This is a genomic window from Blastococcus sp. LR1, from assembly GCF_020166105.1.
Taxonomy (GTDB): Bacteria; Actinomycetota; Actinomycetes; order Mycobacteriales; family Geodermatophilaceae; genus Blastococcus.
Genome location: NZ_JAIUJY010000004.1, coordinates 514,053 through 538,743 on the forward strand (window position 1 = coordinate 514,053; position 24,691 = coordinate 538,743).

Here is a 24,691-nt window from a genome sequence, read left to right on the forward strand (position 1 = left end):
GGAGCCCCGGCTACTGTCGGCACCGTGCCCGCCGACGAGCCTGCCCACCGGGCACGCGTGGTCGTGCTGATCTCCGGCACCGGCTCGCTGTGCGCCGCCCTGCTGGCCGCCACCGACGACCCCGCCTATCCGGCCGAGGTCGTCGCCGTGGGGGCCGATCGGGACGCGCCGGGGCTCGAGCACGCCCGGAACCGGGGCCTGCCCACGTTCGTCTGCGCGCTCGGGGAGCTGACCGACCGCGCCGCCTGGGACCGAGCGCTGGCCGAGCGGATCGCCGCCTTCGAGCCCGACCTCGTGGTCTCGGCGGGGTTCATGAAGATCGTCGGGCCGGCGGTGCTCGACCGCTTCGAGGGCCGTCTGATCAACACCCACCCGGCGCTGCTGCCGCTGTTCCCCGGCGCGCACGCCGTGCGGGACGCGCTGGCCGCCGGTGCCGGCGTGACCGGATCGACCGTGCACGTGGTCGACGCCGGCGTGGACACCGGGCCGGTGCTGGCACAGCGCGAGGTGCCGGTCCTGCCGGGCGACGACGAGGCGAGCCTGCACGAGCGGATCAAGGACGTGGAGCGCGAGCTCCTGGTGGAGACGGTGGCGGCCTTCGTCACCTCCAGAACGACGAGGAAGAGCCCCGAATGAGCGAGCGCAGCCCCATCCGTCGTGCCCTGCTGGGCGTGTACGACAAGACCGGGATCGAGGAACTGGCCCGTGGGCTGGCCGCCGCGGGCGTCGAGCTGGTCAGCACCGGCGCGACCGCCCGCCGGATCGCCGAGGCAGGGGTGCCGGTCACGCCGGTGGAGCAGGTGACCGGGTTCCCCGAGTGCCTCGACGGCCGCGTGAAGACGCTGCATCCCGCCGTGCACGCGGGCATCCTGGCCGACCGCCGCAAGCCCGACCACGTGGCGCAGCTCGAGGACCTCGGCATCGCCGCCTTCGACCTCGTCGTCGTCAACCTCTACCCGTTCACCGAGACCGTCGCCTCGGGCGCGACGTCGGACGAGTGCGTCGAGCAGATCGACATCGGCGGGCCCGCGATGGTGCGCGCCGCGGCGAAGAACCACCCCTCGGTCGCGGTCGTCGTCGACCCGGCGAACTACGACGACGTCCTGGCCGCGGTCTCCGCCGGCGGCTTCACCCTCGCCGGGCGGCAGAAGCTGGCCGCCGCCGCGTTCCGGCACACCGCGAGCTACGACACCGCCGTCGCCTCCTGGATGGGCAGCGTGCTCGCGCCCGACGAGGAGACCGCCTTCCCGGAGTGGGTCGGCGCGACCTGGGAGCGGGCCGACGTCCTGCGCTACGGCGAGAACCCGCACCAGCAGGCCGCCCTCTACCGGGGTGGAGCGGCGCTCGGCCTCGCGCACGCCGAGCAGCTGCACGGCAAGGCCATGTCCTACAACAACTACGTCGACACCGACGCCGCCTGGCGGGCCGCGCACGACCACGACGAGGCCTGCGTCGCGATCATCAAGCACGCGAACCCGTGCGGGATCGCCGTCGGCGCCGACATCGCCGCCGCGCACCGCAAGGCGCACGCCTGCGACCCGCTGTCGGCCTTCGGCGGTGTCATCGCGGCCAACCGCGAGGTGGACCTGACCATGGCCGAGCAGGTCTCGGAGGTGTTCACCGAGGTCGTCGTGGCGCCGTCGTTCACCGAGGACGCGCTGCGCGTGCTGACCGGCAAGAAGAACGTCCGGCTGCTCCGCCTGCCGCACGCACCCGCCGGCGGGGCGGAGATCCGCCCGATCGGCGGGGGACTGCTGATGCAGACCGTCGACCGGATCGACGCCGAAGGTGACGACCCCACGACCTGGACCCTCGCCACCGGCGAGCCCCTGGACGCCGCGGGCCTGGACGACCTGGTCTTCGCCTGGCGGGCGGTGCGCGCGGTCAAGAGCAACGCGATCCTGCTGGCCCACGACCGCGCGACGGTCGGCGTCGGCATGGGCCAGGTCAACCGGGTCGACTCGGCGCGGCTCGCCGTCTCCCGGGCGGGGGAGCGGGCCGCGGGTTCGGTCGCCGCGTCCGATGCGTTCTTCCCGTTCGCCGACGGCCTGCAGGTGCTGCTCGACGCCGGCGTGCGAGCGGTCGTGCAGCCCGGCGGCTCGGTGCGGGACGAGGAGGTCGTCGCCGCCGCGGCGGCCGCCGGCGCGTCGCTGTACCTGACCGGCACACGCCACTTCGCGCACTGATGAAGGACCCCCTCGCCCCCCGTCCCTCGCAGGCCCGGGCCGGGTCCCTGCGAGGGGGCCGGCCTCATGTGGGGCCACCCGAGAGCGGAGCAGTCCTCGAGGGGGAGGACTTCGCCCGCGTCGACTGGTTGGGCGCCGAGCTCGACGGCGTCACCTTCACCCGCTGCCGGTTCGACGACGCCGAGCTGGAGGACCTGGTCACCCGGCGCTGCGTGTTCGACAACTGCGTGCTCACCGGCGTCCGCATGGCCGGTGCGCGGCACCTCGGCTCGGCGTTCCTGTCCTGCCGGTTCGATCGCGCGAAGCTCATCGACGTCACCTGGGACGGCTGCAAGCTCACCGGCTCGCAGTTCCCCGGGGCGCAGCTGCGGCCGATGACGGCAACGGAGTGCGACTGGAGCTTCACCTCGCTGCGCGGCGCCGACCTGTCGGGGCTGGACCTGTCCCGTCAGCGGTTCCGGGACGCCGATCTGACCGACGCCGACCTGCGCGAGTGCGACCTGACCGGCGCCCTGCTGGACCGCAGCCGACTGCAGGGCACGAAGCTGCGCGGCGCGGACCTGCGCGGCGCGTCGACCGACGAGATCAACTGGCGGGCCTTCGACCTCACGGGCGTGCGGCTGGACCTCGCGCAGGCGGTGCAGTTCACCAGCTCGCACGGCGCGCTCATCGGCGACTGAGCGCGACCGGATCCGCCGCTGAAGCCCTGCTCGTGGACCGGTACGACGACGAGCCGTGGACCGTCGTCGTGGAGAGGCGCCGGATGCCGGGCTGAGTCCCAGCCCTTCCGCGATCCGGTGACCAGGGTCGCGACCGAGCCGACCGCGGCTCCGACGCCGAGGCGACGGCGCTGGCGTGGTGGCGGCTGCTGACCCTCGCTCGGGCGCGGCGGGGGCATCTTCCACTGCGTCGGCATCGAGGAGCGGCACGATGTCCGATGTGACGGCACCGACCGCTTCTCCCTCTCGCGTGTGGCGCGTCAGCCGATCCGGCCGGATCTGGGTGGCGGTCATCGCCGGCCTGCCGACGTTGGCGGCACTGACGATGTCGATCCAGGCGCTCGTCCACCTGTCCAGCGACTACGCGATCGACGGTCTGGCCGCCGGCGGGACCGCTGCGGTGCTCTGGCTAGGGGCCTGGTGGGTGGCCCTGCGTCCACGGCTGGTCCTGACCGCAGACGAGGTGACCGTGGTGAACCCGTGGAGCACCCGGCATGTGCCTCTCGCCGATGTGGTCACCGTGGCGCCGGGCTTCGCCGCGGCCCGAGTGCAGCTGCGCAGCGGGTCCTCCGTGGCGGTGTGGGCGTTGGCCGATGTGGCCGGGGCACTGTCGACCCGAGGCCGCCGGGCACGCGAGGCGGCCTCGGCCATCGCCGAGGCGCAGCATCGGGCCGGTCTGCGGTAGCAGGCGGCGGGTGCATCCGGCGCAAGTGCGGGGCAGTGCCGTAGAGGTGGCTCAGCACACGGAGCGTCAGCCCTTCCGCGGCCCGGTGACCAGGGCTGCGCCCGCGCCGAGCAGGCCGAGGACGGCGACGGCGATCGCCCACCAGAAGCCGGTGCCGAAGAAGCCGAGGTCGAAGTCGGCGGCGATCAGCGGCACGAGCACGGCCCAGACGACGAGCGCGCTCACCACACCGGCGAGCAGGCCGAGCGGCCGGTGGTTGCGCGCGGGCCTGAACATCAGCAGGCCGAGCACGAGCAGCACCCCGCCGCCCAGCACGATCACCACCGGCTGCCACAGCCCGGTGTCCACGACGTCGCCGAGGTCGGTCAGGCCGCGCCGCACGAAGTCCAGGCCGGTGGCGTCGTCGTCGGCCAGCCACCGCAGCACCAGGCTCACCCCCGCGGCGAGGCCGGCGAGCAGGAGAAGCACCCCGGCCCACGGGTCGGGGCGCCGGAAGACCGTCCGGTCGGTGGACCAGGACGGTGCCGTGGCGCCGCCGGGCATCGAGGCGGCGGACATCTCGGTCGTGGCGGGTTCCTGCTCGCGCTCGGTCATCGCGCACCTCCTGCCGGGAGCCTAGGGCCGCGGGCGCCGTCCCGGGGGTGGCTCGGGCAGACTGTCTCCGTGACCGCGACGACTCTGGACGGCAAGGCCACGGCGGCAGCGATCCGCACCGAGCTCACCGAGCGGGTGGCCGCCCTCACCGCGGCCGGTCACCGGCCCGGCCTCGGCACCCTGCTGGTCGGCGACGACCCGGGCAGCCGCTGGTACGTCAACGCCAAGCACTCCGACTGCGCCCAGGTCGGCATCGCCAGCATCCAGCGCGAGCTGCCGGCCGACGCGACCGAGCAGGACGTGCTCGACGTCGTCGCCGAGCTCAACGCCGACGAGTCGTGCACCGGCTACATCGTCCAGCTGCCGCTTCCGAAGCACATCGACGAGGCGAAGGTCCTGGAGGCCATGGACCCGGCCAAGGACGCCGACGGCCTGCACCCGGTGAACCTGGGCCGGCTCGTGCTCGGCGTACCCGGGCCGCTGCCGTGCACGCCGGTGGGCATCGTCGAGCTGCTCCGCCGCTACGACGTCCCGCTGAACGGCGCGGAGGTCGTCGTCGTCGGCCGTGGCATCACCGTCGGCCGGCCGCTGGGCCTGCTGCTCACCCGCCGCAGCGAGAACGCGACGGTCACGCTCTGCCACACCGGCACCCGCGACCTGGCCGCCCACCTGCGGAACGCCGACGTCGTCGTCGCCGCGGCCGGCGTCCCCGACCTGATCACCGCCGAGCTGGTCAAGCCCGGTGCCGCCGTGCTCGACGTGGGTGTCAGCCGGGTCGACGGGAAGATCGCCGGCGACGTCGCGAAGGACGTCGTCAAGGTCGCCGGGCACGTGGCGCCGAACCCCGGGGGAGTCGGGCCCATGACCCGCGCGATGCTGCTGCAGAACGTCGTCCTCGCCGCCGAGCAGGCCGCCGCCCGGTGACCCGCCCGCCGCTCTACGTGCGCCGGCCGTTCCTGGCCGGGCTGGTCCGCCAGCTGCCGCTGCTGGCGGTGCTCGTGGCCGTCGCGGTCGGCCTGCTGTTGGTCACCTTCGAGCACTGGCGCATCGGCCTGGTGGTCGTCGGCCTCTCGCTCGTGGGCGCCGCGCTGCTTCGGCTGCTGCTCCCGGTTCGGCGGGTCGGCTTCCTCGCCGTGCGCAGCCGCGCGGTCGACGTCGTCCTGCTCGCGACGGCCGGACTGGTGCTGACCGCCTTCGCACTGGCGATCCCCGGCGCGTGACCCGCAGCAGCGCAGGGAGCCGGTGAGGGCTAGGTTGGCGGCCATGGCAGCGCAGCCCAGGAACGGCAAGGTCACCGTCGTCGGTGCCGGCTTCTACGGCTCCACCACCGCACTCCGCCTCGCGGAGTACGACATCTTCGAGACCGTTGTCCTCACCGACATCGTCGAGGGCAAGCCCGAGGGCCTCGCCCTCGACATGAACCAGTCCCGGCCCATCGAGGGCTTCGAGACGAAGGTCGTCGGCGTCGGCGGTGGCTCCTACGAGGGCACCGAGGGTTCCGACGTCGTCGTCGTGACCGCCGGGCTGCCCCGCAAGCCGGGCATGAGCCGCATGGATCTCATCGAGACCAACGCCGGGATCGTCCGGCAGGTGTCGGAGAACATCGCGAAGACCTCGCCCGACGCGGTGGTCATCGTCGTCTCCAACCCGCTGGACGAGATGACCGCGCTGGCGCAGATGGCCACCGGCTTCGAGCACCAGAAGGTCATGGGCCAGGCCGGGATGCTCGACACGGCCCGCTTCACCAACTTCGTGGCCGAGGAGCTCGGCGTCCCCGTGCACTCGGTGCGGACGCTGACCCTGGGCTCGCACGGCGAGACGATGGTGCCGGTGCCCTCGCGCTGCACCGTCGACGGCAAGCCGCTGGCCGACGTGCTGGCCGCCGACCGGATCGAGCACCTCGTGCAGCGCACCCGCAACGGTGGCGCCGAGGTCGTCGCGCTCCTGAAGACCGGGTCGGCCTACTACGCTCCGTCCGCCGCTGCGGCCCGCATGGCCCGCGCGGTCATGGAGGACTCCGGCGCCGTGATGCCGGTGTGCACCTGGGTGGACGGCGAGTACGGCATCTCCGGGGTGTACCTGGGGGTGGAGGCCGAGATCGGCCGGGGCGGCGTGACGCGCGTCGTCGAGAGCGACCTGTCCGACGACGAGCTGGCTGGTCTGCGCGAAGCGGCCGAAGCGGTGCGCGCGAAGCAGGCCGACGTAGCCGACCTCTGAAAACGGACCCCACTGCCCCCCACCGCTCGAAGCTCGCGGCGGGGCCCTGCAGCGGGGCCACGAGAGCAACAAGGAGAACGCGTGAGCAAGATCAAGGTCGAGGGCACCGTCGTCGAGCTCGACGGCGACGAGATGACCCGGATCATCTGGCAGTTCATCAAGGACCAGCTGATCCTCCCGTACCTCGACGTCAACCTCGAGTACTACGACCTGGGCATGGAGTCGCGTGACGCGACCGACGACCAGATCACCATCGACTCCGCCAACGCCATCAAGAAGCACGGCGTCGGCGTCAAGTGCGCGACCATCACGCCGGACGAGGCGCGGGTCGAGGAGTTCGGCCTGAAGAAGATGTGGCGGTCCCCGAACGGGACGATCCGCAACATCCTCGGCGGCGTGATCTTCCGCGAGCCGATCATCATGCAGAACGTGCCGCGCCTGGTGCCGGGCTGGACCAAGCCGATCATCGTCGGCCGTCACGCCTACGGCGACCAGTACCGCGCCACCGACTTCAAGTTCCCGTCGGCCGGCAAGCTCACCGTCACCTTCACCCCGGACGACGGCTCGCAGCCCATCGAGCACGAGGTCTTCCAGGCGCCCGGCGCCGGCGTCTCGCTGTCGATGTACAACCTCGACGACTCGATCCGCGACTTCGCGCGCGCCTCGCTGAACTACGGCCTGGACCGCAAGTTCCCGGTCTACCTGTCCACGAAGAACACGATCCTCAAGGCCTACGACGGCCGGTTCAAGGACATCTTCGAGGAGACCTTCCAGGCGGAGTTCAAGGACAAGTTCGCCGAGGCCGGCATCACCTACGAGCACCGGCTCATCGACGACATGGTCGCCGCCTCGCTCAAGTGGGAGGGCGGCTACGTCTGGGCCTGCAAGAACTACGACGGTGACGTGCAGTCCGACACCGTCGCGCAGGGCTTCGGCTCGCTCGGCCTCATGACCTCGGTGCTCGCGACCCCGGACGGCCGCACGGTCGAGGCCGAGGCCGCCCACGGCACGGTGACCCGTCACTACCGCCAGCACCAGCAGGGCAAGGAGACGTCGACCAACCCGATCGCGTCGATCTTCGCCTGGACCCGGGGCCTCGCGCACCGCGGCAAGCTGGACAACACCCCCGAGGTCACCCGCTTCGCCGAGACCCTCGAGCGCGTCTGCATCGAGACCGTCGAGAGCGGCAAGATGACCAAGGACCTGGCGCTGCTGATCTCCAAGGACAGCCCCTGGCTGACCACCCAGGACTTCCTGGCGGCGATCGACACCAACCTGCAGAAGGCCATGGCCTGATCCAGGCGCTGACAGAGCGGCCCTTCGCCTCCGGGCGGGGGGCCGCTCTGCGTTCAGGCGGGCGCCTAGACGCGCCGAATGGGGGCTGCGGCGTCCCTCCGAAGCCCTATCTGACGACTCTCGGTGGCCTGTGGACGGCGGCAGCACCCTGGCTCGCGGTTCGGCAGGCGTGCGCGGTGCCCACACCCCGCCGACCGGAGGTCCTGCGGGAGCGGTGTTCCGGAGTCGGGGCGTCGTGGCGGACGGCGTCCTGACCAGGGACGAGCTTCGCAGTGCGGCGTGGAAGCGGCTGTTCCACGGGATCTACGCCGACGCCGAGCTGCCGGAGTCGTTCGCGGTCGACACACCCGGCCCGATCGAGATGGTCGTACCGCCGGGATCGCGATTCGGGGCCGCGGCCGGTCTGCGCGTTCGGCGAGCTCCGCTACCGATCACCGACGTCGTGGTCCGCGGTCGGTTCCGGTGCACCTCCGGGTTGCGCACCGCCCTCGACATCGGACGCCTGGAGCCGCTCATGGAAGCGGTTCCTGCACTGGACCAGCTCCTCGCCGCGGGGGTGGTGTCGCGGACGACCCAGGAGGCAGCTGCGGGAGAGCTGATCGGTGGGCGGGGCGTGCGCCGATGCCGTCAGGCGGTGTCGCTGCTCGACGAGCGGGCCGAGTCGCCGCCGGAGTCGAGGCTTCGGGTGCTCCTGGCGCTGGCGGGGATGCCGGCCAGGGGCCGCCGGCGGATGAAACGGCTCACCGCCCCGGGGTGGCGCGTCGTCCTCGTGACCGCGGCCGCGCTCGCGGAGTGATCAGCCGGGCGAGGGCTGGATCAGCCGAAGAGCTGGGTCCAGAAGGGGCCCTTGCCGCTGTCGGCGATGCCCACGCCGAGTCGCGACAGGTCGCAGTTCAGGATGTTCTTCCGGTGCCCGGAGCTGTTCATCCACGCGGTCATCACCGACCCCGGGTCCTGCTGACCCCAGGCGATGTTCTCCGCCCGCGCGTCCTGACCGGCGGCGTCGGCGCGGTCGAAGGGGTCGAGGCCGTCGAGGTTCACGTGGTCGAAGTAGTCGCGGTCCCGCATGTCCGCGCTGTGCGCCGCGGCGACCGAGGCGAGTCCGGCATCGGCCACGACCGGACCGCAGCCGGCGGAGGCGCGCTCCTGGTTGACCAGCGCGATCACGGCGGCCTCGCGGGAGCTGTCGACAGGGGCGGGGGCCGGGGCCGGCGCGGCCTCCAGCGGCTCCTCCGCGGGAGGCTCCTCGACGACCGGGACCTCGACGGGGGCGGGCTCGGGCGGCGGCGCGGGCGCGACGGGGGCCGGGGCCGGCGGTGGCGGCGGCGGCGCTGCCGGTGCCGGCGCAGGAGCGTCCACGACCACCGGCTCCGGGGTCAGGGCGAACACCGACGTCGACGACTCGGGCGCGACGCCGGCCTCGTTCGGGGCCGGGGTCATGACGTCCGGCGCGAGGAGCGCGAATCCGGCAGCCCCGATCGACAGAGCCAGGCCGAGGCCGAAGCGTCGCACGTAGGAGGAGTGGCGTCGGACGACCACGCGGCGGGAGCCGGAGACGGCGGCCCGGTGGCGCGAGGGCGGACCAGCGGCGGGGGTGTGCTGCACAGGGTCACTCCGAGATCACGTTTCGTTATCAAGGTGAGACTAACCGTGAGCGGGAGATCACGCTAGGTGCAGCGGTCGATCTGGTTTCGGGACTGGTGGGCACCAGTACCGACCGGACCGGCCACCCTGGTTCCGACCGGGCCGCGCGGCCCGGCTGGTGGCACAGTCGAACTGGTCGCGGCTCCCGGTGGTCGGCCGCAGGAACAGGACGCGGACGTGCACGAAGCCGACGCGACGGGCGGCGGCTCGCCCGGCTGCGGGTCAGCCCGCCGCCGGCGACGACGCTCGGCGAGAGGGCGACCGCACCGAGGTGGGCTAGCCGCGGGCCTGCGCGACGTCCCAGGCGTCGCGCACGATGCCGACCAGGTCGGTGTGCTTCGGGGTCCACCCGAGGTCGGCGCGGATCCGGTCGCTGGAGGCCACCAGCTGGGCCGGGTCGCCGGCCCGCCGCTCGCCGACGGTCACCGGGATCGGGTGGCCGGTGACCTCGCGGGCGGCCTCGACGACCTCCTGCACGGAGAATCCGGTGCCGTTGCCGAGGTTGTAGATCCGGTGCTCGCCGGCCGCCGGGGCCGGCAGCGCCAGCAGGTGGGCGTCGGAGAGGTCCTCGACGTGCACGTAGTCGCGGATGCAGGTGCCGTCCGGGGTCGGGTAGTCCTGGCCGTAGACGGTCAGGGACTCCCGCGTGCCGGCGGCGACCTGCAGCGCGATCGGGATGAGGTGGGTCTCGGTGGCGTGCCGCTCGCCGAGGCCGTAGGCGGCGCCGGCCACGTTGAAGTAGCGCAGGCTCACCGCCGCGAAGCCGTGGGCCACCGCGTAGGAGGTCAGCATGTGGTCGACGGCGAGCTTCGAGGCGCCGTAGGTGTTCGTCGGGCGGGTGGGTGCGTCCTCGCGGATCGGCACCTGGTCGGGCTCGCCGTAGGTGGCGGCGGTCGAGGAGAAGACGATCCGCCGGCAGCCGGCCGCCCGCATGGCCTCGAGCAGCGCGAAGGACCCTCCGACGTTGGTGTGCCAGTAGTCCTCCGGCTGCTGTTGCGAGACGCCGACCAGCGACTTGGCCGCGAAGTGCAGCACCGCCTCGGGGCGGAAGTGGGCCAGCACGGGAGCCGAGTCGTGCAGCGACACCTGGGCCAGCGTGGCGCCCTCGGGAACGGCGTCGGCGTGACCGGTCGAGAGGTCGTCGAGGACCGTCACCTCGTGCCCGTCGGACAGCAGGGCCGCCGTCACTACGCTGCCGATGTAGCCGGCTCCACCGGCGACGAGTACGCGCATGGCCCCACCCTAGGGGGCGTCAGGAGGATCTCGTGGTCAGTGCCCGACCGGCGGTGCAGTCGCTCCCGGCCTACAAGCCGGGGCGCAACCCCGCCGACCTCGCCCGCGAGATCGGGGTCGAGCGCGCGGTCAAGCTGGCCAGCAACGAGGTCGCGTTCCCGCCGCTGCCCGCTGTCGTGGAGGCGGTCACCGCGGCCGTCGTCGAGACCAACCGCTATCCGGACAACGGCGCCGTCGTCCTCACGCGGGCGCTCGCCGAGCGGTACGGCGTCGACCCGGCGCAGGTCGCCGTCGGCTGTGGCGCGGTGGCGATCTGCCAGGAGCTCGCGCAGGCCTACAACGACCCCGGCACGAGCCTCGCCTTCGCCTGGCGCTCGTTCGAGATGTACCCGCTGCTGGCCCGCGTGGCCGGCGCCCGCGCGATCCAGGTGCCGCTCACCCCGGGCCGCGACGGCGGCGCCGCCGACACCCACGACCTCGACGCGCTGGCCGCCGCGATCGACGACACGACCCGCCTGGTCTTCGTCTGCAACCCGAACAACCCCACCGGGACGGCGGTGCGCCGTCCCGAGCTCGAGCGGTTCCTCGACGCCGTCCCGGCGGACACCCTGGTGGTTCTCGACGAGGCCTACCGCGAGTTCGTCACCGACCCCGAGGTCCCCGACGGCGTGGAGCTGATGCGCGGCCGGCCGAACGTCGCCGTCCTCCGCACGTTCTCCAAGGCGTGGGGGCTGGCGGGCCTCCGCGTCGGCTACCTGCTGGCCGAGGACCCGGCGGTCGCCCAGGCGGTGCGCAAGACGCACCTGCCGTTCAGTGTCGGGATGGTCGCCCAGGCCGCGGCCGTCGCCGCGCTGGCCAGCGAGGACGAGGTGCGCCGGCGGTGCGCCGTCGTCACCACCGAGCGCGAGCGGCTGACGACGGAGCTGCGCGAGCGGGGCATGGAGGTCGCCGACAGCCAGGCCAACTTCGTCTGGCTGCCGGTGGGGGAGCGGACGGCGGAGCTCGCCGCGGCGCTGGAGGCCCGCGCGGTGATCACCCGGCCCTTCGCCGGCGAGGGCATCCGGGTCACCGTCGGCACCCCCGAGGAGGACGACGTCTTCCTCGCCGCGCTGGACGACACGCTCGGCGGCGCGGGTCGCTGACCAGCATCTCGGCGACCGCTCCCGCGCCTCGGGGCGCCGCGGGAAGGGGGAGCCCGGAACCTGCGGGCGCCGCGGCTGGTTTGATGGCCGACGTGGCTCTTCCCCGTGTCCTCTCCGGCATCCAGCCGACGGCGGGCTCGTTCCACCTCGGCAACCACCTCGGCGCGCTGCGCCAGTGGGTCGCCCTGCAGGACGGGCACGACGCCTTCTACTGCGTGGTCGACCTGCACGCCATCACCGTGGCGCAGGACCCCGCCGAGCTCCGCCGCAACAGCCTGGTGTCGGCCGCCCAGCTGATCGCGCTGGGCGTGGACCCGTCGCGCAGCGCGGTGTTCGTGCAGAGCCATGTGCCCGAGCACCTGCAGCTGTCCTGGGTGCTGGAGTGCCTCACCGGCTTCGGCGAGGCCAGCCGCATGACGCAGTTCAAGGACAAGAGCCAGCGCGAGGGCACGACCGGGACGACGGTCGGCCTGTTCACCTATCCCGTGCTGATGGCGGCCGACATCCTGATCTACCAGGCCGACCGGGTGCCGGTGGGCGACGACCAGCGCCAGCACCTCGAGCTCTCGCGCGACCTCGCGGCCCGCTTCAACGGCCGCTACGGCGACACGTTCCGCATCCCCGAGGGCTTCATCCCCGAGGGTGCGGCCCGGGTCATGGACCTGCAGTCGCCCGAGAAGAAGATGAGCAAGAGCCTGCCGCCGGCCGGGTGCATCCAGCTGCTGGACGACCCGAAGGTGACGGCGAAGAAGATCCGCTCGGCCGTCACCGACACCGGCCGAGAGATCGTCGCCGACCGGGAGAACAAGCCCGGCATCACCAACCTGCTGACGATCCACAGCGCGCTGTCGGGTATCTCGGTGCCCGCCCTCGAGGAGCAGTTCGCCGGCCGTGGCTACGGCGACCTCAAGAAGGAGCTCGCCGAGGTCGTCGTCGAGTTCGTGACTCCTGTCCAGCAGCGGACCCAGGAGCTCCTGGACGACCAGGCGGAGCTGGAGCGGATCCTGGCCGCGGGCGCGGCCCGTGCGCGCGAGGTGGCCGCGGCGACCGTCGCCGACGTCTACGAGCGGGTGGGCTTCCTCCCGCCGGCGGGGCAGAAGGCATGAACGACGACACCTTCGTCGGACGGCTGGCCGGCCCCCCGGAGACGGCGGTGCTCGGGGTCATCGTGCCGGTGCCCGAGCCGTGGGCGTCGCTGCTGGTCGAGTGGCGCACCAAGCTCGGGGACCCGCAGGCGAGCATCGTCCCGCCGCACGTGACCCTGCTCCCGCCGACCGAGGTGCCCGTCGCCGACCGGGCCGCCGTCGCCGAGCACCTCGCCGCGGTGGCGGCGAACCATCCGCCGTTCGACATGCACCTGTCGGGCACCGGCACGTTCACCCCCGTCTCCGACGTGGTCTTCGTGACCGTGGCGCGGGGCATCGGCAACTGCGAGCTGCTGGCCACCGACGTCCGCACCGGACCGCTGCACCGGTCGCTCTCGTTTCCCTACCACCCGCACGTCACCGTGGCCCACGACGTCCCGGCCGACATGCTGGAGCTGGCCTACAGCGGCCTGCAGAACCTCTCCGCGGAGTTCCGGGTCGAGCACTTCACCGAGTTCGAGCAGACCGCCACCGGCGCCTGGTCGGTCGTGCGCGAGCACCGGCTCACCGGCCCCGCCCACCTGTGACCTGCGACTGAGCCGCGCAGCCAGCAGACTCGGGCGGTGAGCACCGCCAGCTCCGGGGACGCGCCGGCCCGGAAGGCGTGGCCCGCCCGCCTCTGGGACCGCGTCGAGTCGACGATCGACGCCGGACGCGCCCGCTACGGCTGGTTCGACCACCTGGCCCGCGCCGGCGGCCGCTACCAGCGCACCCAGGGCGACCTCATGGCCGCAGGGGTCACCTACTTCGCCTTCCTGGCCCTCTTCCCGGTCCTGCTGCTCGTCGCCTCGGTCATCGGACTCGTCATCGCCGGCGACGAACTGCTCCAGCGCGAGCTGTTCACCACCATCCGCGAGACCTTCCCGGGCGGCCTCGGGCGGCGGCTGGTCGAGCAGCTGTCCGGCGCCATCGACTCGGCCGGGTTCGTCGGGCTGATCGCGCTCGGGGGTTTCCTCTACGCCGGGCTGCGGACGATGGACAAGCTCCGCGTGGGCATGGAACGCATCTGGAAGGGCCGGGTCGACGAACCCGAGTTCCTCCGCGACAACCTGCAGGACGTCGTGGCGCTCGTCGCGCTCGGCGGCCTCGGCGTGGCCAGCCTCGGGGTCACCGGGCTGGTGAGCCAGGGGACGTCGCGGGTGCTGGACTTCCTCGACCTCGCCGACGAGCCGGGATACGGGGTGCTCACCTGGCTGCTCGGGATCACGCTGGCGATGGCGGGCAACATCGTCGTCTTCCTGTGGATGCTGCGGGTGGTGCCGGCCGTCTCGACGCCGGTGCGACGGCTCCTGCCCGGAGCCCTGTTCGGCGCCGTGGGCTTCGAGGTGCTCAAGCTGGTCGGTGGCTACTACCTGTCGCTGATCTCCGACAGCGTGACGGCGTCGGCCTTCGGTGGCGCCGTCGGCGTGCTCGTGTGGATCAACCTGGTGGCGCGGTTCTCCTTCTTCACCGCCGCCTGGACGGCCACCGGCCTCGCGGGGGAGCCGTCGGTCCCGGCTCCGGTGGACCCGCCGGTCGACGTCGACGACGGGCCAGTTCCGCACCCAGCAGCGTCACGCTGAGCAGCGCGGCGGCGCCCAGCGCCGGAACCGGCCAGTGGGCGGCTTCCGGTCGCGGCTGCGCCTGCTCGCGGGTGGGGGAGTCGGTGGGCGCCGGTGTGGGCGCGGCGGTGGACAGGAGGTCGGCCGGGCGGACCAGCCGGCCGATCCCGGGGGTGCCGGCCGGGACGGCGAAGCCCCAGTCGAGCAGGAGCGCGGCCTGGTCGGCGGCCCGTAGCGGCAGGCGCTCGGTGTCGAGCACGCTGACCACGAGACGGCGGCCGTCCCGTTCGGCCGCCGTGACGAACGTGTGCCGCGCGGCGTCGGTGAACCCCGTCTTGCCGCCCAGTCCACCCGGGTAGTCGGCCAGCGGGTTCTCGTTCTGGATCTGGTAGCCGGGGGAACGGCCCTCGACCGGGGGCATCACGGCGCTGGGCACCCGCAGCACCGCGGCGGCCGCCGGGTTCTCGAGCAGGGCACGGAAGATCAGCGCCAGGTCGTAGGCCGAGCTGGTCTGACCGGCCACGTCCAGCCCGGACGGGGACCCGACGACGGTGTCGTACGCACCGAGCGCGGCGGCGGTCCGGTTCATCAACTCCACGGTCGTCCCGACGCCGCCGGCCGTGCGCGCCAGGGCGGACGCCGCGTCGTTGCCGGACTGGAGGACCAGCGCCTCGAACAGCAGCGAGACCGGATAGCGGCCACCGGTGACGAGCCCGACCCGGCTGCCCTCGATCCGCTCGTCCTCCTCCGTCGCCGTCACCACCTCGGCCGGATCCAGGCGGGGGAGCAGGGTCAGCAGGGTGAGGGTCTTGAGCGTGCTCGCCGGATAGCGGCGGCCGTGTGCGTCCCGCGCGGCCAGGACCTGCCCCGACGTGGCGTCGGCGACCAGCCAGGAGCCGGCCACGATGCCCGGTGGCAGGGGCGGGGCCTCCTCGGCGACCACGACGCCGCGCGCACCGAGCCGCTCGCCGCCCACCGTGCTGCCGTCGGGGGCGGTGCCGCGCCGGGGCAGGCCCGTCAGGGGTGCCGACGGCGTCGGTGCGGCAGGGTCCGCGGTCGGCCGGGGGGAGGACGGCGTCGTCGCCGCGGGGGTGGCGGACGCAGGTGCGGCGGAGGCCGCAGGAGCGGGCAGCAGCAGGACGGCGAGGCCGATCAGGAACCCTGTCGTACCGCGTGGTCGCATGTCGGCACGGTAGGCGGCGTGACCTGCTTCACCGCAATCGGAGTCTGCGTCCCCGAAGGGATGAGCCTTCGCAACGATCGTGTCTCAGTCCGGGCAGAGGTTGGAGCCCCCTCGGGTGCCGCGATTAGCGTCCCTGGCGGTGCCCCGCACGGTCCGCTTCCCCGCGGATCGTGGGCGCCGGTATCCGAACCCGGAACGCGCCGCCGACCGGCGCGCGTCCCCCCAATCAGAGGAGATCGTCTTGCGCCGAGCGCGGATGACGAAGGCCGCGGCGCTGCTGCTGGCCGGCGGCCTGGCCCTGTCGGCCTGTGCCAGCGACGAAGAGGGCAGCAGCGGCTCCGGCAGCAACGGTGGCGGCGAGGGCGACCTCAAGGTCGGCGTCGCCTACGACACCGGTGGTCGCGGCGACAAGTCCTTCAACGACTCGGCGATCGCCGGTGTCGAGGCGGCCGTCGAGGCCCTCGGCGGCGACGTCAAGGAGGACATCCAGGAGCTCTCCCCGAACGATGACGGGTCCGACCGCGGCGAGCTGCTGACCCAGTTGGCCGAGAACGGCTTCAACCCGGTCATCGCGGTCGGGTTCGCCTACGGGGACATCATCGGCGACATCGCCGCCGACTACCCCGAGACCCAGTTCGCCATCGTCGACACGTCGGTCGAGGAGATGGGCGTCGACAACCTGACCGGGCTGATCTTCGCCGAGGAGGAGGGCTCCTTCCTCGCCGGCGTCGCCGCCGCCTCCAAGAGCGCGACGGGCCACATCGGCTTCGTGGGTGGGCAGGAGAGCCCCCTCATCGGCAAGTTCGAGGCCGGCTACAAGGCCGGTGCCGAGGCCGTGAAGCCCGGCATCATCGTCGACGTCAAGTACCTCTCGCCCGCCGGTGACCCCTCCGGCTTCGGTGACTCCGAGGGTGGCAAGGTCGCGGCGCAGGGCATGTACCAGGCCGGCGCGGACATCGTGTTCCACGCCGCCGGTGGTTCGGGCGAGGGCGTCTTCGAGGCCGCCGTCGAGGCCGGTCAGCGCGCCATCGGCGTCGACTCCGACCAGTACCTGAGCGCCACCTCCCCGGAGCAGCAGGCCGTCATCATGACGTCGATGCTCAAGCGGGTCGACAACGCGGTGGAGTCCTACATCACCGACTTCTCCGAGGGTGACCTCCAGGGTGGCACCGACATCCTGAGCGACCTGGAGACCGGCGGCATCGACCTGTCGACCTCCGGCGGTTTCATCGACGACATCCAGTCCGTCATCGACGACTGGCGTCAGCAGATCGTCGACGGCGAGGTCGAGGTCCCGACCACCCCGTGATCCTGGCGCGGGCCCTCCTCCGGGTGGGCCCGCGTCCATCGGGCGCTCCACGACGGGCCCGGGCGCACGCGCCCGGGCCCGTCGTCGTGGGATCGGCGTCCCTCCGGGGCCCGGCTCCGGCGGGAGCGCGGGCTGCGGGATCATTCCCGTACCGGTCGCCGGCCGGGCCAGCACGACATCGGTGAGGACGCACGAACTGCGTCCCCGCCGACGCACACGAGTGGACGTGCGCCGCCACCGCGGCCGCACCGCGAGAGAGAGGCCCCCATGGCCGCAGCAGGAGCGACCGGCGGCACCCCGCCCGCCGACGGCGTCCCGTACGCCGTAGAGCTGCGTGGCATCACCAAGCGTTTCCCCGGCGTCGTCGCCAACCGTGACATCGAGCTGCGTGTCCGGCGCGGTGAGGTGCACGCGATCGTGGGCGAGAACGGCGCGGGCAAGTCCACGTTGATGAAGACGCTCTACGGCATGCACCGGCCCGACGAGGGAACGATCCTCCTCGACGGCCGCGAGACCACGCTGCGGAGCCCCGCCGACGCGATCGCCGCGGGCATCGGCATGGTCCACCAGCACTTCATGCTGGCCGACAACTTCACCGTCCTGGAGAACATCGTCCTGGGCAGCGAGCCGACGCGCGGTGGCCGGCTGGACCGCGCCGAGGCGCGACGCCGGATCCGCGACATCTCCGAGCGCTACGCCCTGAACCTCGACCCCGACGTCCTCGTCGAGGACCTCGGCGTCGGTGACCGCCAGCGGGTGGAGATCGCCAAGGTGCTCTACCGCGGCGCCACCACGCTGATCCTGGACGAGCCGACGGCTGTGCTCGTGCCGCAGGAGGTCGACGAGCTGTTCGGCAACCTCGGCGAGCTCAAGCGCGAGGGCCTCACCGTCATCTTCATCTCGCACAAGCTCGACGAGGTGCGCAAGGTCGCCGACTCGATCACCGTGATCCGCCGCGGCACGACCGTCGGCACGGCCGACCCGAAGACCACCACCGCTCGGCAGCTCGCCGAGCTCATGGTCGGCTCGGAGCTGCCCTCGCCGGAGACCCGGACGTCGACGGTCCGCGAGGCGGCGGTGGTGCAGCTGACCGGTCTCACGGTCCCGTCGGCCGTCGGCCGGCCCGCGGTGGACGACGTCGCGCTGACCGTGCGCGAGGGCGAGGTGGTGGGCATCGCCGGCGTCGAGGGCAACGGCCAGGCCGAGCTGGTCGAGGCGATCATGGGCCTGCGCCCGCTCGCCTCGGGCACCGTCACGTTCGCCGGGCAGGACATCACCGGCTGGAGCACCCGCGCCCGCCGCGAGGCCGGGCTCGGCTTCATCCCCGAGGACCGCCACCGCCAGGGGATGCTGCTGGAGGCTCCTCTCTGGGAGAACCGGATCCTCGGCCACCAGACGCGCCCGCCGGCGGTCAAGGGTCCGTTCATCGACCGCCGCTCGGCCCGCAAGGACACCGAGCGGATCATGCGTGAGTACGACGTCCGGGCACCCGGCCCGGACACGCTGGCGCACGCGCTCTCCGGTGGCAACCAGCAGAAGCTGATCATCGGCCGCGAGATGAGCGCGGCGCCGAAGCTGCTGATCGCCGCGCACCCCACCCGTGGGGTCGACGTCGGCGCGCAGTCCTCCATCTGGGAGCTGCTCAAGGACGCCCGCGCCGAAGGGATGGGGATCCTGTTGATCTCGGCCGACCTGGACGAGCTGATCGGCCTGTCCGACACCCTGCACGTGATGCTGCGCGGCCGGCTGGTGGCCACGCTCGACCCGTCGTCGCTGACGCCGGACGAGCTGGGCGGTCACATGACCGGCGCCCACGACGGCTCGGTGGGTGCCGCGTGACCGCCCTCCGCCGCATCGGCACCTCGCTGGCGGCCCCCGCGCTCGCCGTCGTCGTCGCGCTGGTCATCACGACCCTGGTGATCCTGGCCATCGGGCAGAACCCGATGACCGCCCTGCAGGTGCTGCTCGACTTCGGCGACACCCCCGCGCAGCAGACGCAGGCGATCGTGGTGATCCTCAACCGCGCGGTGCCGCTGTTCCTCGCCGGTCTGGCGGTCTCGGTCGCCTTCCGCATGGGCCTGTTCAACATCGGCGTCGAGGGCCAGTACCGCATGGCCACCGTCGTCGCAGCCGGCGTCGGCGCGGCCGTCGTGCTGCCGGCCCCGCTGCACATCCTGCTGATCATGGTGGTGGCCATGGCCGTGGGCGCGATCTGGGCGGGCATCGTCGCCGTCCTGAAGGTCACCCGCGGCGTCAGCGAGGTGATCAGCTCGATCATGCTGAACTTCATCGCGCTCGGCACCGCCTCCTGGCTGCTCACCGGACCGCTCCGGGGCAGCGAGGAGGGCGCGGCGATCATCACGACCACCGACATCCCCGAGTCCGGCCGCTTCCCGGCGCTCAACGGCCTCTTCGACGCCATCGGGCTGGCCCAGCCGCGCGGGCAGCTCTTCGGCTTCCTGATCGTGGCGGTCGTCGTCGGCATCGTGATCTCGGTGCTGCTCAAGCGCACCCGGTTCGGCTTCGACCTGCGCGCGACGGGCCTGTCGCCCTCGGCCGCGACGGCCAGCGGCATCGACGCCCGCGCCATGGTCGTCAAGACGATGCTCATCTCCGGCGCGGTCGCGGGGCTGATCGGCCTGCCCGACCTGCTGGGCCGGACCTACCACTTCGGCACCGAGTTCACCGCCGGCCTGGGCTTCCTCGGCATCGCCGTGGCGCTGCTGGGGCGCAACAGCCCCCTCGGCATCGCGTTCGCCGCGCTGCTGTTCGCCTTCCTCGACCGGGCCGCGGTGCCGCTGCAGTTCGCCGACATCCCGGCCTCGGTGGTCACGATCATCCAGGGCACGATCGTGCTCTCGGTGGTCATCGCCAACGAGATCGCCCGCCAGGTCTCCCGGCGCCGGGCCGAGCACGGCACCGGGCAGGCATCGGCCCCGGCTCCCGACGACGGCGCGACCGGCACCGGTCCCGCCGGCACCCGTATCGACGCGCGACAGGAGGCGGGCGCGTGACCGCGACTTCCGCACCGGCCAAGACCGCGGACCGCGGGCCCCTGACCGAGCTGTTCCTGGGCGGCGGGCGCAGCCGGCGGATCGCCTGGACCGTCGTCGGCCTGATGCTCCTGATGTCCGTCGTCCGGATCGTCTCCGGCGAGCAGGCCCTGACTTCGTCCTCGACCTTCGCCGCGGCGCTGCTGCTGGCGGTGCCCATCGGCCTGGCCGCGCTCGGCGGACTGTTCGCCGAGCGCGCGGGCGTGGTCAACATCGGCCTCGAGGGCATGATGATCCTGGGCGCCTGGGGCGCCGGCTGGGCCGGCTACCAGTGGGGCTGGGCCGCGGCGATCATCGGCGGCGCCGTCTTCGGTGCCCTGGGTGGCCTGCTGCACGCGATCGCCACGGTGAGCTTCGGCGTCGACCACGTCGTCTCCGGCGTCGCGATCAACATCCTCGCCGAAGGCGTGGTCCGCTTCCTCTCCGAGCTGCTGTACGGCGGCGCGACCGGTGGTGGCGTCACGCAGTCACCCGGGCTGGCGGGCCGCCCCCCGAGCTTCTCGCTGCCGTTGCTCTCCTCGGGCCCGGACCTGCTGGGCGACGTCGAACGCGCGGAGCTGTTCCTGGTCTCCGACGTCGCCGGGCTGCTGCGCGGCCTCACCAGCGGCGTCGGCGTGCTGACCCTGCTGGCGGTGCTGCTCGTGCCGGCGACCTACCTGCTGCTGTGGCGCACCGCCTTCGGGCTGCGGCTGCGCTCCTGCGGTGAGAACCCGGCGGCCGCGGACTCCCTGGGCGTGCCGGTCTACCGCCTGAAGTACCTCGCGGTGATCATCTCCGGGTCGCTGGCCGGTCTCGGCGGTGCCGCGCTGGTCTTCGTGGCCAACAGCTACCGCGAGGGGCAGACGGGTGGCCGCGGCTTCATCGGCCTCGCGGCGCTGATCTTCGGCAACTGGCGTCCCGGCGGCCTGGCCGCGGGCGCGGGGCTCTTCGGCTTCGCCGACGGCCTGCAGCTGCGCAGCCAGGGTGCGGTCGTGGCCCTGCTGCTGCTCATCGCGATCCTGCTGGTGGGCGTGGCGGTCCTCCAGTTCGTCCGCCGCCGGCTGGTCCAGGCGGGTCTGGCGCTGGTCTTCGCCGGCGCGACCCTGGTCGCGTTCCTGACCATCGAGGAGCTGCCCGAGGGCATCGTCTCCTTCACTCCGCACCTGATCACGCTGCTCGTGCTCTCGTTGGCCGCGCAACGGCTGCGGATGCCGAAGGCCGACGGTCTGGTCTACCGACGAGGAGAGCACTAGTGAGCACCCCGCAGCCGGACTGGGACGCCCTGCGCGCGGCCGCCCGCGAGGCGATGACGCATGCGTACGCCCCGTACTCGAAGTTCCCCGTCGGCGTCGCCGGCCTGGTCGACGACGGTCGCGTCGTCACCGGGTGCAACGTGGAGAACGCCTCCTACGGCCTCGCGCTGTGCGCCGAGTGCGGCATGGTCAGCGACCTCGCCCGCACCGGCGGCGGCCGGCTGGTCGCGGTGGCCTGCGTGGGCGGCGACGGCCAGCCGCTGATGCCGTGCGGCCGCTGCCGCCAGCTGCTGTGGGAGCACGGAGGCGCCGAGATGCTCATCGAGACGGTGTCGCTCGGGATCGTGCCGATGCGCGAGGTGCTGCCGGACGCCTTCGGGCCCGACGACCTGGTCGCCGCGGCGGAGCGGGGGCAGGGCTGATGGCCGCCTTCGACGCCATCGACGTCATCCGCACCAAGCGCGACGGCGGCCGGCTATCCGGCGACGAGATCCGTTGGATCATCGATGCCTACACGCAGGGCGTCGTCCCGGACGAGCAGGTCAGCGCACTGCTCATGGCGGTGTTCTTCAACGGCATGGCGCCCGAGGAGCTCGCCGCCTGGACCCAGGCGATGATCGACTCCGGCGAGCGCAAGGACCTCTCGTCGCTGGGCCTGCCCACCGCCGACAAGCACTCCACCGGCGGTGTGGGCGACAAGATCACCCTGCCGCTGGCGCCGCTCGTGGCCGCCTGCGGTGTGGCCGTGCCGCAGCTCTCCGGCCGCGGCCTGGGCCACACCGGCGGGACGCTGGACAAGCTCGAGGCGATCCCCGGCTGGCGTGCCGACGTGCACGAGGAGGCCTACCTCCAGCAGCTCCGGGATGTCGGCGCCGTCATCTGCGCGGCCGGCCACGACCTGGCGCCCGCGGACAAGAAGCTCTACGCGCTGCGCGACGTCACCGGCACCGTCGAGTCGATCCCGCTGATCGCCAGCTCGATCATGAGCAAGAAGATCGCCGAGGGCGCCGACGCGCTGGTCCTGGACGTCAAGACCGGGTCGGGTGCCTTCATGAAGAACGCTGACGACGCCCGCACCCTGGCCCGCACGATGGTCGGCCTCGGCGAGGCCGCCGGCGTGCGCACCGTGGCACTCGTGACGGCGATGGACCGTCCGCTGGGCCGCAGCGCCGGGAACGCCGTCGAGGTGGCGGAGTCCGTCGAGGTGCTGGCCGGAGGTGGGCCGGCCGACGTCGTCGAGCTGACCCTGGCCCTGGCCCGCGAGATGCTGGCCGGCGTCGGGCGGGACGACGTCGACCCGGCCGAGGCGCTGCGCGACGGGCGGGCCATGGACGTGTGGCGGCGGATGATCGCCGCGCAGGGCGGCGACCCCGACGCCCCGCTGCCGAAGCCCGCCGAGACGCACGTGGTGACCGCCCCTGCCAGCGGCACGCTGACCGAGCTGGACGCCTATGCGCTCGGCGTGGCCGCGTGGCGGCTCGGCGCCGGCCGGGCGCGCAAGGAGGACCCGGTGCAGGCGGCGGCCGGGATCACCTGGACCGCCGGCGTGGGGGAGCAGGTGACCGCCGGGCAGCCCCTGCTGGAGCTGCAGACCGACGACGCCGACCGCATCCCGCGCGCGCTGGAGGCGCTCGAGGGCGCGATCGGCGTCGACACCGCCGACCGGCCGCTGCCGCTGATCCTGGAGCGGATCACCGCCCAGGCGTGATCCCCTCCCGGACGGGGTCCGGGAGGGGATCACAGGTTCATGGAGGACACTGTCACCTCGTGACGAGTTCCCCCGTGGCCGCGCCGGCCGGTATCCGGCCCCGGGCCGGCGACCCGCTCGACCCGGACGCCGCCATCTCCATCCGTGGTCTGGTCAAGCGGTACGGCGACTTCTCCGCCGTGGACGGGCTGGACCTCGACATCCGGCGCGGCGAGATCTTCGCGCTGCTCGGGCCGAACGGTGCCGGCAAGACCACGACGGTCGAGATCTGCGAGGGGTACCGCCGGCAGGACGCCGGCGAGGTGCGCGTGCTGGGGGAGGACCCGGCCAACGGTGACCGTCGGTGGAAGTCCCGACTCGGCATCGTGCTGCAGTCCGGCGGCGGCGACAGCCAGCTGACCGTCGGCGAGCTGGTGCGGGCGCAGGCGTCGTACTACCCGGATCCCCGGGACCCGGACGAGGTGGTGGCGCTGGTCGGCCTCACCGAGAAGGCGGGCATCCGCGCCCGGGCGCTCTCCGGTGGGCAGCGGCGCCGCCTCGACGTGGCGCTGGGCATCGTCGGCCGGCCGGAGCTGCTCTTCCTCGACGAGCCCACGACCGGGTTCGACCCGGAGGCCCGCCGTCAGTTCTGGTCGCTGATCCGGTCGCTGCGCGACCTCGGCACGACCATGCTGCTCACCACGCACTACCTGGACGAGGCCGAGGCGCTGGCCGACCGGGTCGGCGTCATCGCCCGCGGGCGGCTGGCCGAGGTCGCGGTGCCCAGCACGCTGGGCGGCCGGGAGACCGCGCCCGCCGTCGTCAGCTGGACCGAGGACGGTGCCCGCCGCACCGAGCCCACCGCGACGCCGACCGCCTTCGTCCGCGAGCTGGCCGCCCGGTTCGACGGCGAGGTCCCCGACCTCGCGGTCGCCCGGCCCACGCTCGAGGACGTCTACCTGAAGATGATCGGGGAGGCCGGCCGATGACCGCCGCACGCCAGTCGACCGGGGCGCGGACGGCCCTGCCGTCGCTGCCCTCCGTCTACCGGGCGCGAGCCTCGGTCGAGCTCAAGGAGTTCTTCCGGCAGCGCGAGTCCGTCGTCTTCACCATCCTGCTTCCGGTGCTCCTGCTGGTGGTCTTCGGCGCGGTGCTGGACTACGAGCTCCGCGGCGGCGTCGCCTTCACCCAGTACTTCATCGCGGGCATCATCGCGGCCGGCATCCTGGGCGCCAGCCTGCAGAACATGGCGATCAGCATCGCCACGGAGCGCTCCGACGGAACGCTGAAGAGCCTGGCGGGCACGCCGATGCCGCGCAGCGCCTTCTTCGTCGGCAAGGTCGTGCAGGTCCTCGCCGTCACCGCGCTGATCATCGTCGTGCTGCTGCTGGTCGCCGTCGTGTTCTACGGCGTCGACCTGCCCTCGGGCAGCGACTGGCTGACCTTCCTCTGGGTGACCGTGCTGGGTTCGGCGTCGTGCACGCTGCTGGGCATCGCGCTCTCCAGCCTCGCGAAGAACGGCCGGTCGGCGTCGGCCACGGTCACCCCGTTCGCGCTGGTGCTGCAGTTCATCTCCGGGGTGTTCTTCCAGTTCAGCCAGATCCCGGAGTGGATGCAGACCTTCGCCGCGATCTTCCCGCTGAAGTGGATGGCGCAGGGGCTGCGCTCGGTGTTCCTGCCCGACGCCCTCGCCGCCGAGGAGCCGGCGGGCAGCTGGGAGCTGGGCCGGGTGGCCCTGGTGCTGGGGATCTGGTGCGTCGTGGGGCTGGTGCTGTGCGTGCGGACGTTCAGCTGGCAGGACCGCGGGAGTCGGTGACGGCCGGGT

Annotated in this window: 25 protein-coding genes; 21 read left to right on the plus strand and 4 right to left on the minus strand. The window is 72.9% G+C overall.

Annotated elements, in window-relative coordinates; genetic code table 11:
* Positions 1-24: 24 nt before the first annotated feature.
* The 4 genes from purN to LBW97_RS14525 all read left to right on the plus strand — a co-directional run bounded on the left by purN (position 25) and on the right by LBW97_RS14525 (position 3,590).
* Entirely contained in the window at positions 25-636 is a 612-nt protein-coding gene (gene purN, locus LBW97_RS14510) for a phosphoribosylglycinamide formyltransferase (protein WP_224500056.1), read from the plus strand.
* Positions 633-2,186, plus strand: a complete 1,554-nt coding sequence (gene purH, locus LBW97_RS14515) for a bifunctional phosphoribosylaminoimidazolecarboxamide formyltransferase/IMP cyclohydrolase (RefSeq protein ID WP_224500057.1) — start codon at positions 633-635, stop codon at positions 2,184-2,186. Before purN ends, purH begins: the two co-directional genes overlap by 4 nt.
* Positions 2,187-2,254: 68 nt before the next feature.
* Entirely contained in the window at positions 2,255-2,866 is a 612-nt protein-coding gene (locus LBW97_RS14520; protein WP_224500058.1) for a pentapeptide repeat-containing protein, read from the plus strand.
* A gap of 250 nt (positions 2,867-3,116) precedes the next feature.
* Complete coding sequence (locus LBW97_RS14525; protein WP_224500059.1) at positions 3,117-3,590, plus strand: PH domain-containing protein; 474 nt, start codon at positions 3,117-3,119, stop codon at positions 3,588-3,590.
* Positions 3,591-3,656: 66 nt separating this feature from the next.
* Here the strand turns inward: LBW97_RS14525 and LBW97_RS14530 are convergent, their stop codons facing one another.
* The gene (locus LBW97_RS14530) at positions 3,657-4,184 is read right to left on the minus strand and encodes a hypothetical protein (protein WP_224500060.1); all 528 of its coding nucleotides are present in this window, start codon (positions 4,182-4,184) and stop codon (positions 3,657-3,659) included.
* 69 nt (positions 4,185-4,253) lie between these two features.
* On the opposite strand from LBW97_RS14530, the gene LBW97_RS14535 reads away from it, so the two are divergent.
* The 5 genes from LBW97_RS14535 to LBW97_RS14555 all read left to right on the plus strand — a co-directional run bounded on the left by LBW97_RS14535 (position 4,254) and on the right by LBW97_RS14555 (position 8,493).
* Complete coding sequence (locus LBW97_RS14535) at positions 4,254-5,108, plus strand: bifunctional methylenetetrahydrofolate dehydrogenase/methenyltetrahydrofolate cyclohydrolase (protein WP_224500061.1); 855 nt, start codon at positions 4,254-4,256, stop codon at positions 5,106-5,108.
* Positions 5,105-5,404: a DUF3017 domain-containing protein gene (locus tag LBW97_RS14540; protein WP_224500062.1), complete on the plus strand. Its 300-nt coding sequence runs from the start codon at positions 5,105-5,107 to the stop codon at positions 5,402-5,404. The genes LBW97_RS14535 and LBW97_RS14540 overlap by 4 nt, the downstream gene beginning before the upstream one ends.
* 43 nt (positions 5,405-5,447) lie before the next feature.
* Positions 5,448-6,401, plus strand: a complete 954-nt coding sequence (gene mdh, locus LBW97_RS14545; RefSeq protein WP_224500063.1) for a malate dehydrogenase — start codon at positions 5,448-5,450, stop codon at positions 6,399-6,401.
* Between the two features lie 81 nt (positions 6,402-6,482).
* The gene (locus LBW97_RS14550) at positions 6,483-7,697 is read left to right on the plus strand and encodes an NADP-dependent isocitrate dehydrogenase (RefSeq protein WP_224500064.1); all 1,215 of its coding nucleotides are present in this window, start codon (positions 6,483-6,485) and stop codon (positions 7,695-7,697) included.
* A gap of 214 nt (positions 7,698-7,911) precedes the next feature.
* On the plus strand, positions 7,912-8,493 hold the full coding sequence (locus LBW97_RS14555) for a hypothetical protein (protein WP_224500065.1): 582 nt from the start codon (positions 7,912-7,914) through the stop codon (positions 8,491-8,493).
* Between the two features lie 20 nt (positions 8,494-8,513).
* Here LBW97_RS14555 and LBW97_RS14560 read toward each other — a convergent pair whose 3' ends face one another.
* On the minus strand, positions 8,514-9,302 hold the full coding sequence (locus LBW97_RS14560; protein ID WP_224500066.1) for a CAP domain-containing protein: 789 nt from the start codon (positions 9,300-9,302) through the stop codon (positions 8,514-8,516).
* A gap of 315 nt (positions 9,303-9,617) precedes the next feature.
* Positions 9,618-10,574 carry a UDP-glucose 4-epimerase GalE gene (gene galE, locus LBW97_RS14565; protein ID WP_224500067.1) on the minus strand — a complete coding sequence of 319 codons (957 nt, stop codon included), beginning with the start codon at positions 10,572-10,574 and terminating at the stop codon, positions 9,618-9,620.
* 32 nt (positions 10,575-10,606) lie between these two features.
* On the opposite strand from galE, the gene hisC reads away from it, so the two are divergent.
* The 4 genes from hisC to LBW97_RS14585 all read left to right on the plus strand — a co-directional run bounded on the left by hisC (position 10,607) and on the right by LBW97_RS14585 (position 14,423).
* A complete protein-coding gene (hisC, locus tag LBW97_RS14570; protein ID WP_224500068.1) occupies positions 10,607-11,716 on the plus strand; it encodes a histidinol-phosphate transaminase in 1,110 nt (369 codons plus the stop codon).
* Between the two features lie 83 nt (positions 11,717-11,799).
* Entirely contained in the window at positions 11,800-12,822 is a 1,023-nt protein-coding gene (trpS, locus tag LBW97_RS14575; protein WP_224500069.1) for a tryptophan--tRNA ligase, read from the plus strand.
* Positions 12,819-13,388, plus strand: coding sequence for a 2'-5' RNA ligase family protein (locus tag LBW97_RS14580; protein WP_224500070.1), 570 nt, complete (start codon positions 12,819-12,821; stop codon positions 13,386-13,388). The genes trpS and LBW97_RS14580 overlap by 4 nt, the downstream gene beginning before the upstream one ends.
* A 36-nt stretch (positions 13,389-13,424) precedes the next feature.
* Positions 13,425-14,423, plus strand: a complete 999-nt coding sequence (locus LBW97_RS14585; protein ID WP_224500071.1) for a YihY/virulence factor BrkB family protein — start codon at positions 13,425-13,427, stop codon at positions 14,421-14,423.
* Here the strand turns inward: LBW97_RS14585 and LBW97_RS14590 are convergent.
* The gene (locus tag LBW97_RS14590; RefSeq protein ID WP_224500072.1) at positions 14,308-15,585 is read right to left on the minus strand and encodes a D-alanyl-D-alanine carboxypeptidase family protein; all 1,278 of its coding nucleotides are present in this window, start codon (positions 15,583-15,585) and stop codon (positions 14,308-14,310) included. The genes LBW97_RS14585 and LBW97_RS14590 overlap by 116 nt on opposite strands.
* A gap of 241 nt (positions 15,586-15,826) precedes the next feature.
* On the opposite strand from LBW97_RS14590, the gene LBW97_RS14595 reads away from it, so the two are divergent.
* The 8 genes from LBW97_RS14595 to LBW97_RS14630 all read left to right on the plus strand — a co-directional run bounded on the left by LBW97_RS14595 (position 15,827) and on the right by LBW97_RS14630 (position 24,682).
* Positions 15,827-16,894, plus strand: a complete 1,068-nt coding sequence (locus LBW97_RS14595) for a BMP family protein (RefSeq protein WP_224500073.1) — start codon at positions 15,827-15,829, stop codon at positions 16,892-16,894.
* A gap of 267 nt (positions 16,895-17,161) precedes the next feature.
* Complete coding sequence (locus tag LBW97_RS14600; protein WP_224500074.1) at positions 17,162-18,733, plus strand: ABC transporter ATP-binding protein; 1,572 nt, start codon at positions 17,162-17,164, stop codon at positions 18,731-18,733.
* Entirely contained in the window at positions 18,730-19,908 is a 1,179-nt protein-coding gene (locus LBW97_RS14605) for an ABC transporter permease (RefSeq protein ID WP_224500075.1), read from the plus strand. The genes LBW97_RS14600 and LBW97_RS14605 overlap by 4 nt, the downstream gene beginning before the upstream one ends.
* Positions 19,905-21,179, plus strand: coding sequence for an ABC transporter permease (locus tag LBW97_RS14610; RefSeq protein ID WP_224500076.1), 1,275 nt, complete (start codon positions 19,905-19,907; stop codon positions 21,177-21,179). The genes LBW97_RS14605 and LBW97_RS14610 overlap by 4 nt, the downstream gene beginning before the upstream one ends.
* Positions 21,180-21,232: 53 nt before the next feature.
* Positions 21,233-21,601, plus strand: coding sequence for a cytidine deaminase (locus LBW97_RS14615; RefSeq protein WP_374490036.1), 369 nt, complete (start codon positions 21,233-21,235; stop codon positions 21,599-21,601).
* Complete coding sequence (locus LBW97_RS14620) at positions 21,601-22,887, plus strand: thymidine phosphorylase (protein ID WP_224500078.1); 1,287 nt, start codon at positions 21,601-21,603, stop codon at positions 22,885-22,887. Before LBW97_RS14615 ends, LBW97_RS14620 begins: the two co-directional genes overlap by 1 nt.
* Before the next feature lie 59 nt (positions 22,888-22,946).
* Positions 22,947-23,855 carry an ABC transporter ATP-binding protein gene (locus LBW97_RS14625; RefSeq protein ID WP_224500079.1) on the plus strand — a complete coding sequence of 303 codons (909 nt, stop codon included), beginning with the start codon at positions 22,947-22,949 and terminating at the stop codon, positions 23,853-23,855.
* Positions 23,852-24,682, plus strand: coding sequence for an ABC transporter permease (locus LBW97_RS14630; protein WP_224500080.1), 831 nt, complete (start codon positions 23,852-23,854; stop codon positions 24,680-24,682). The genes LBW97_RS14625 and LBW97_RS14630 overlap by 4 nt, the downstream gene beginning before the upstream one ends.
* Positions 24,683-24,691 lie beyond the last annotated feature (9 nt).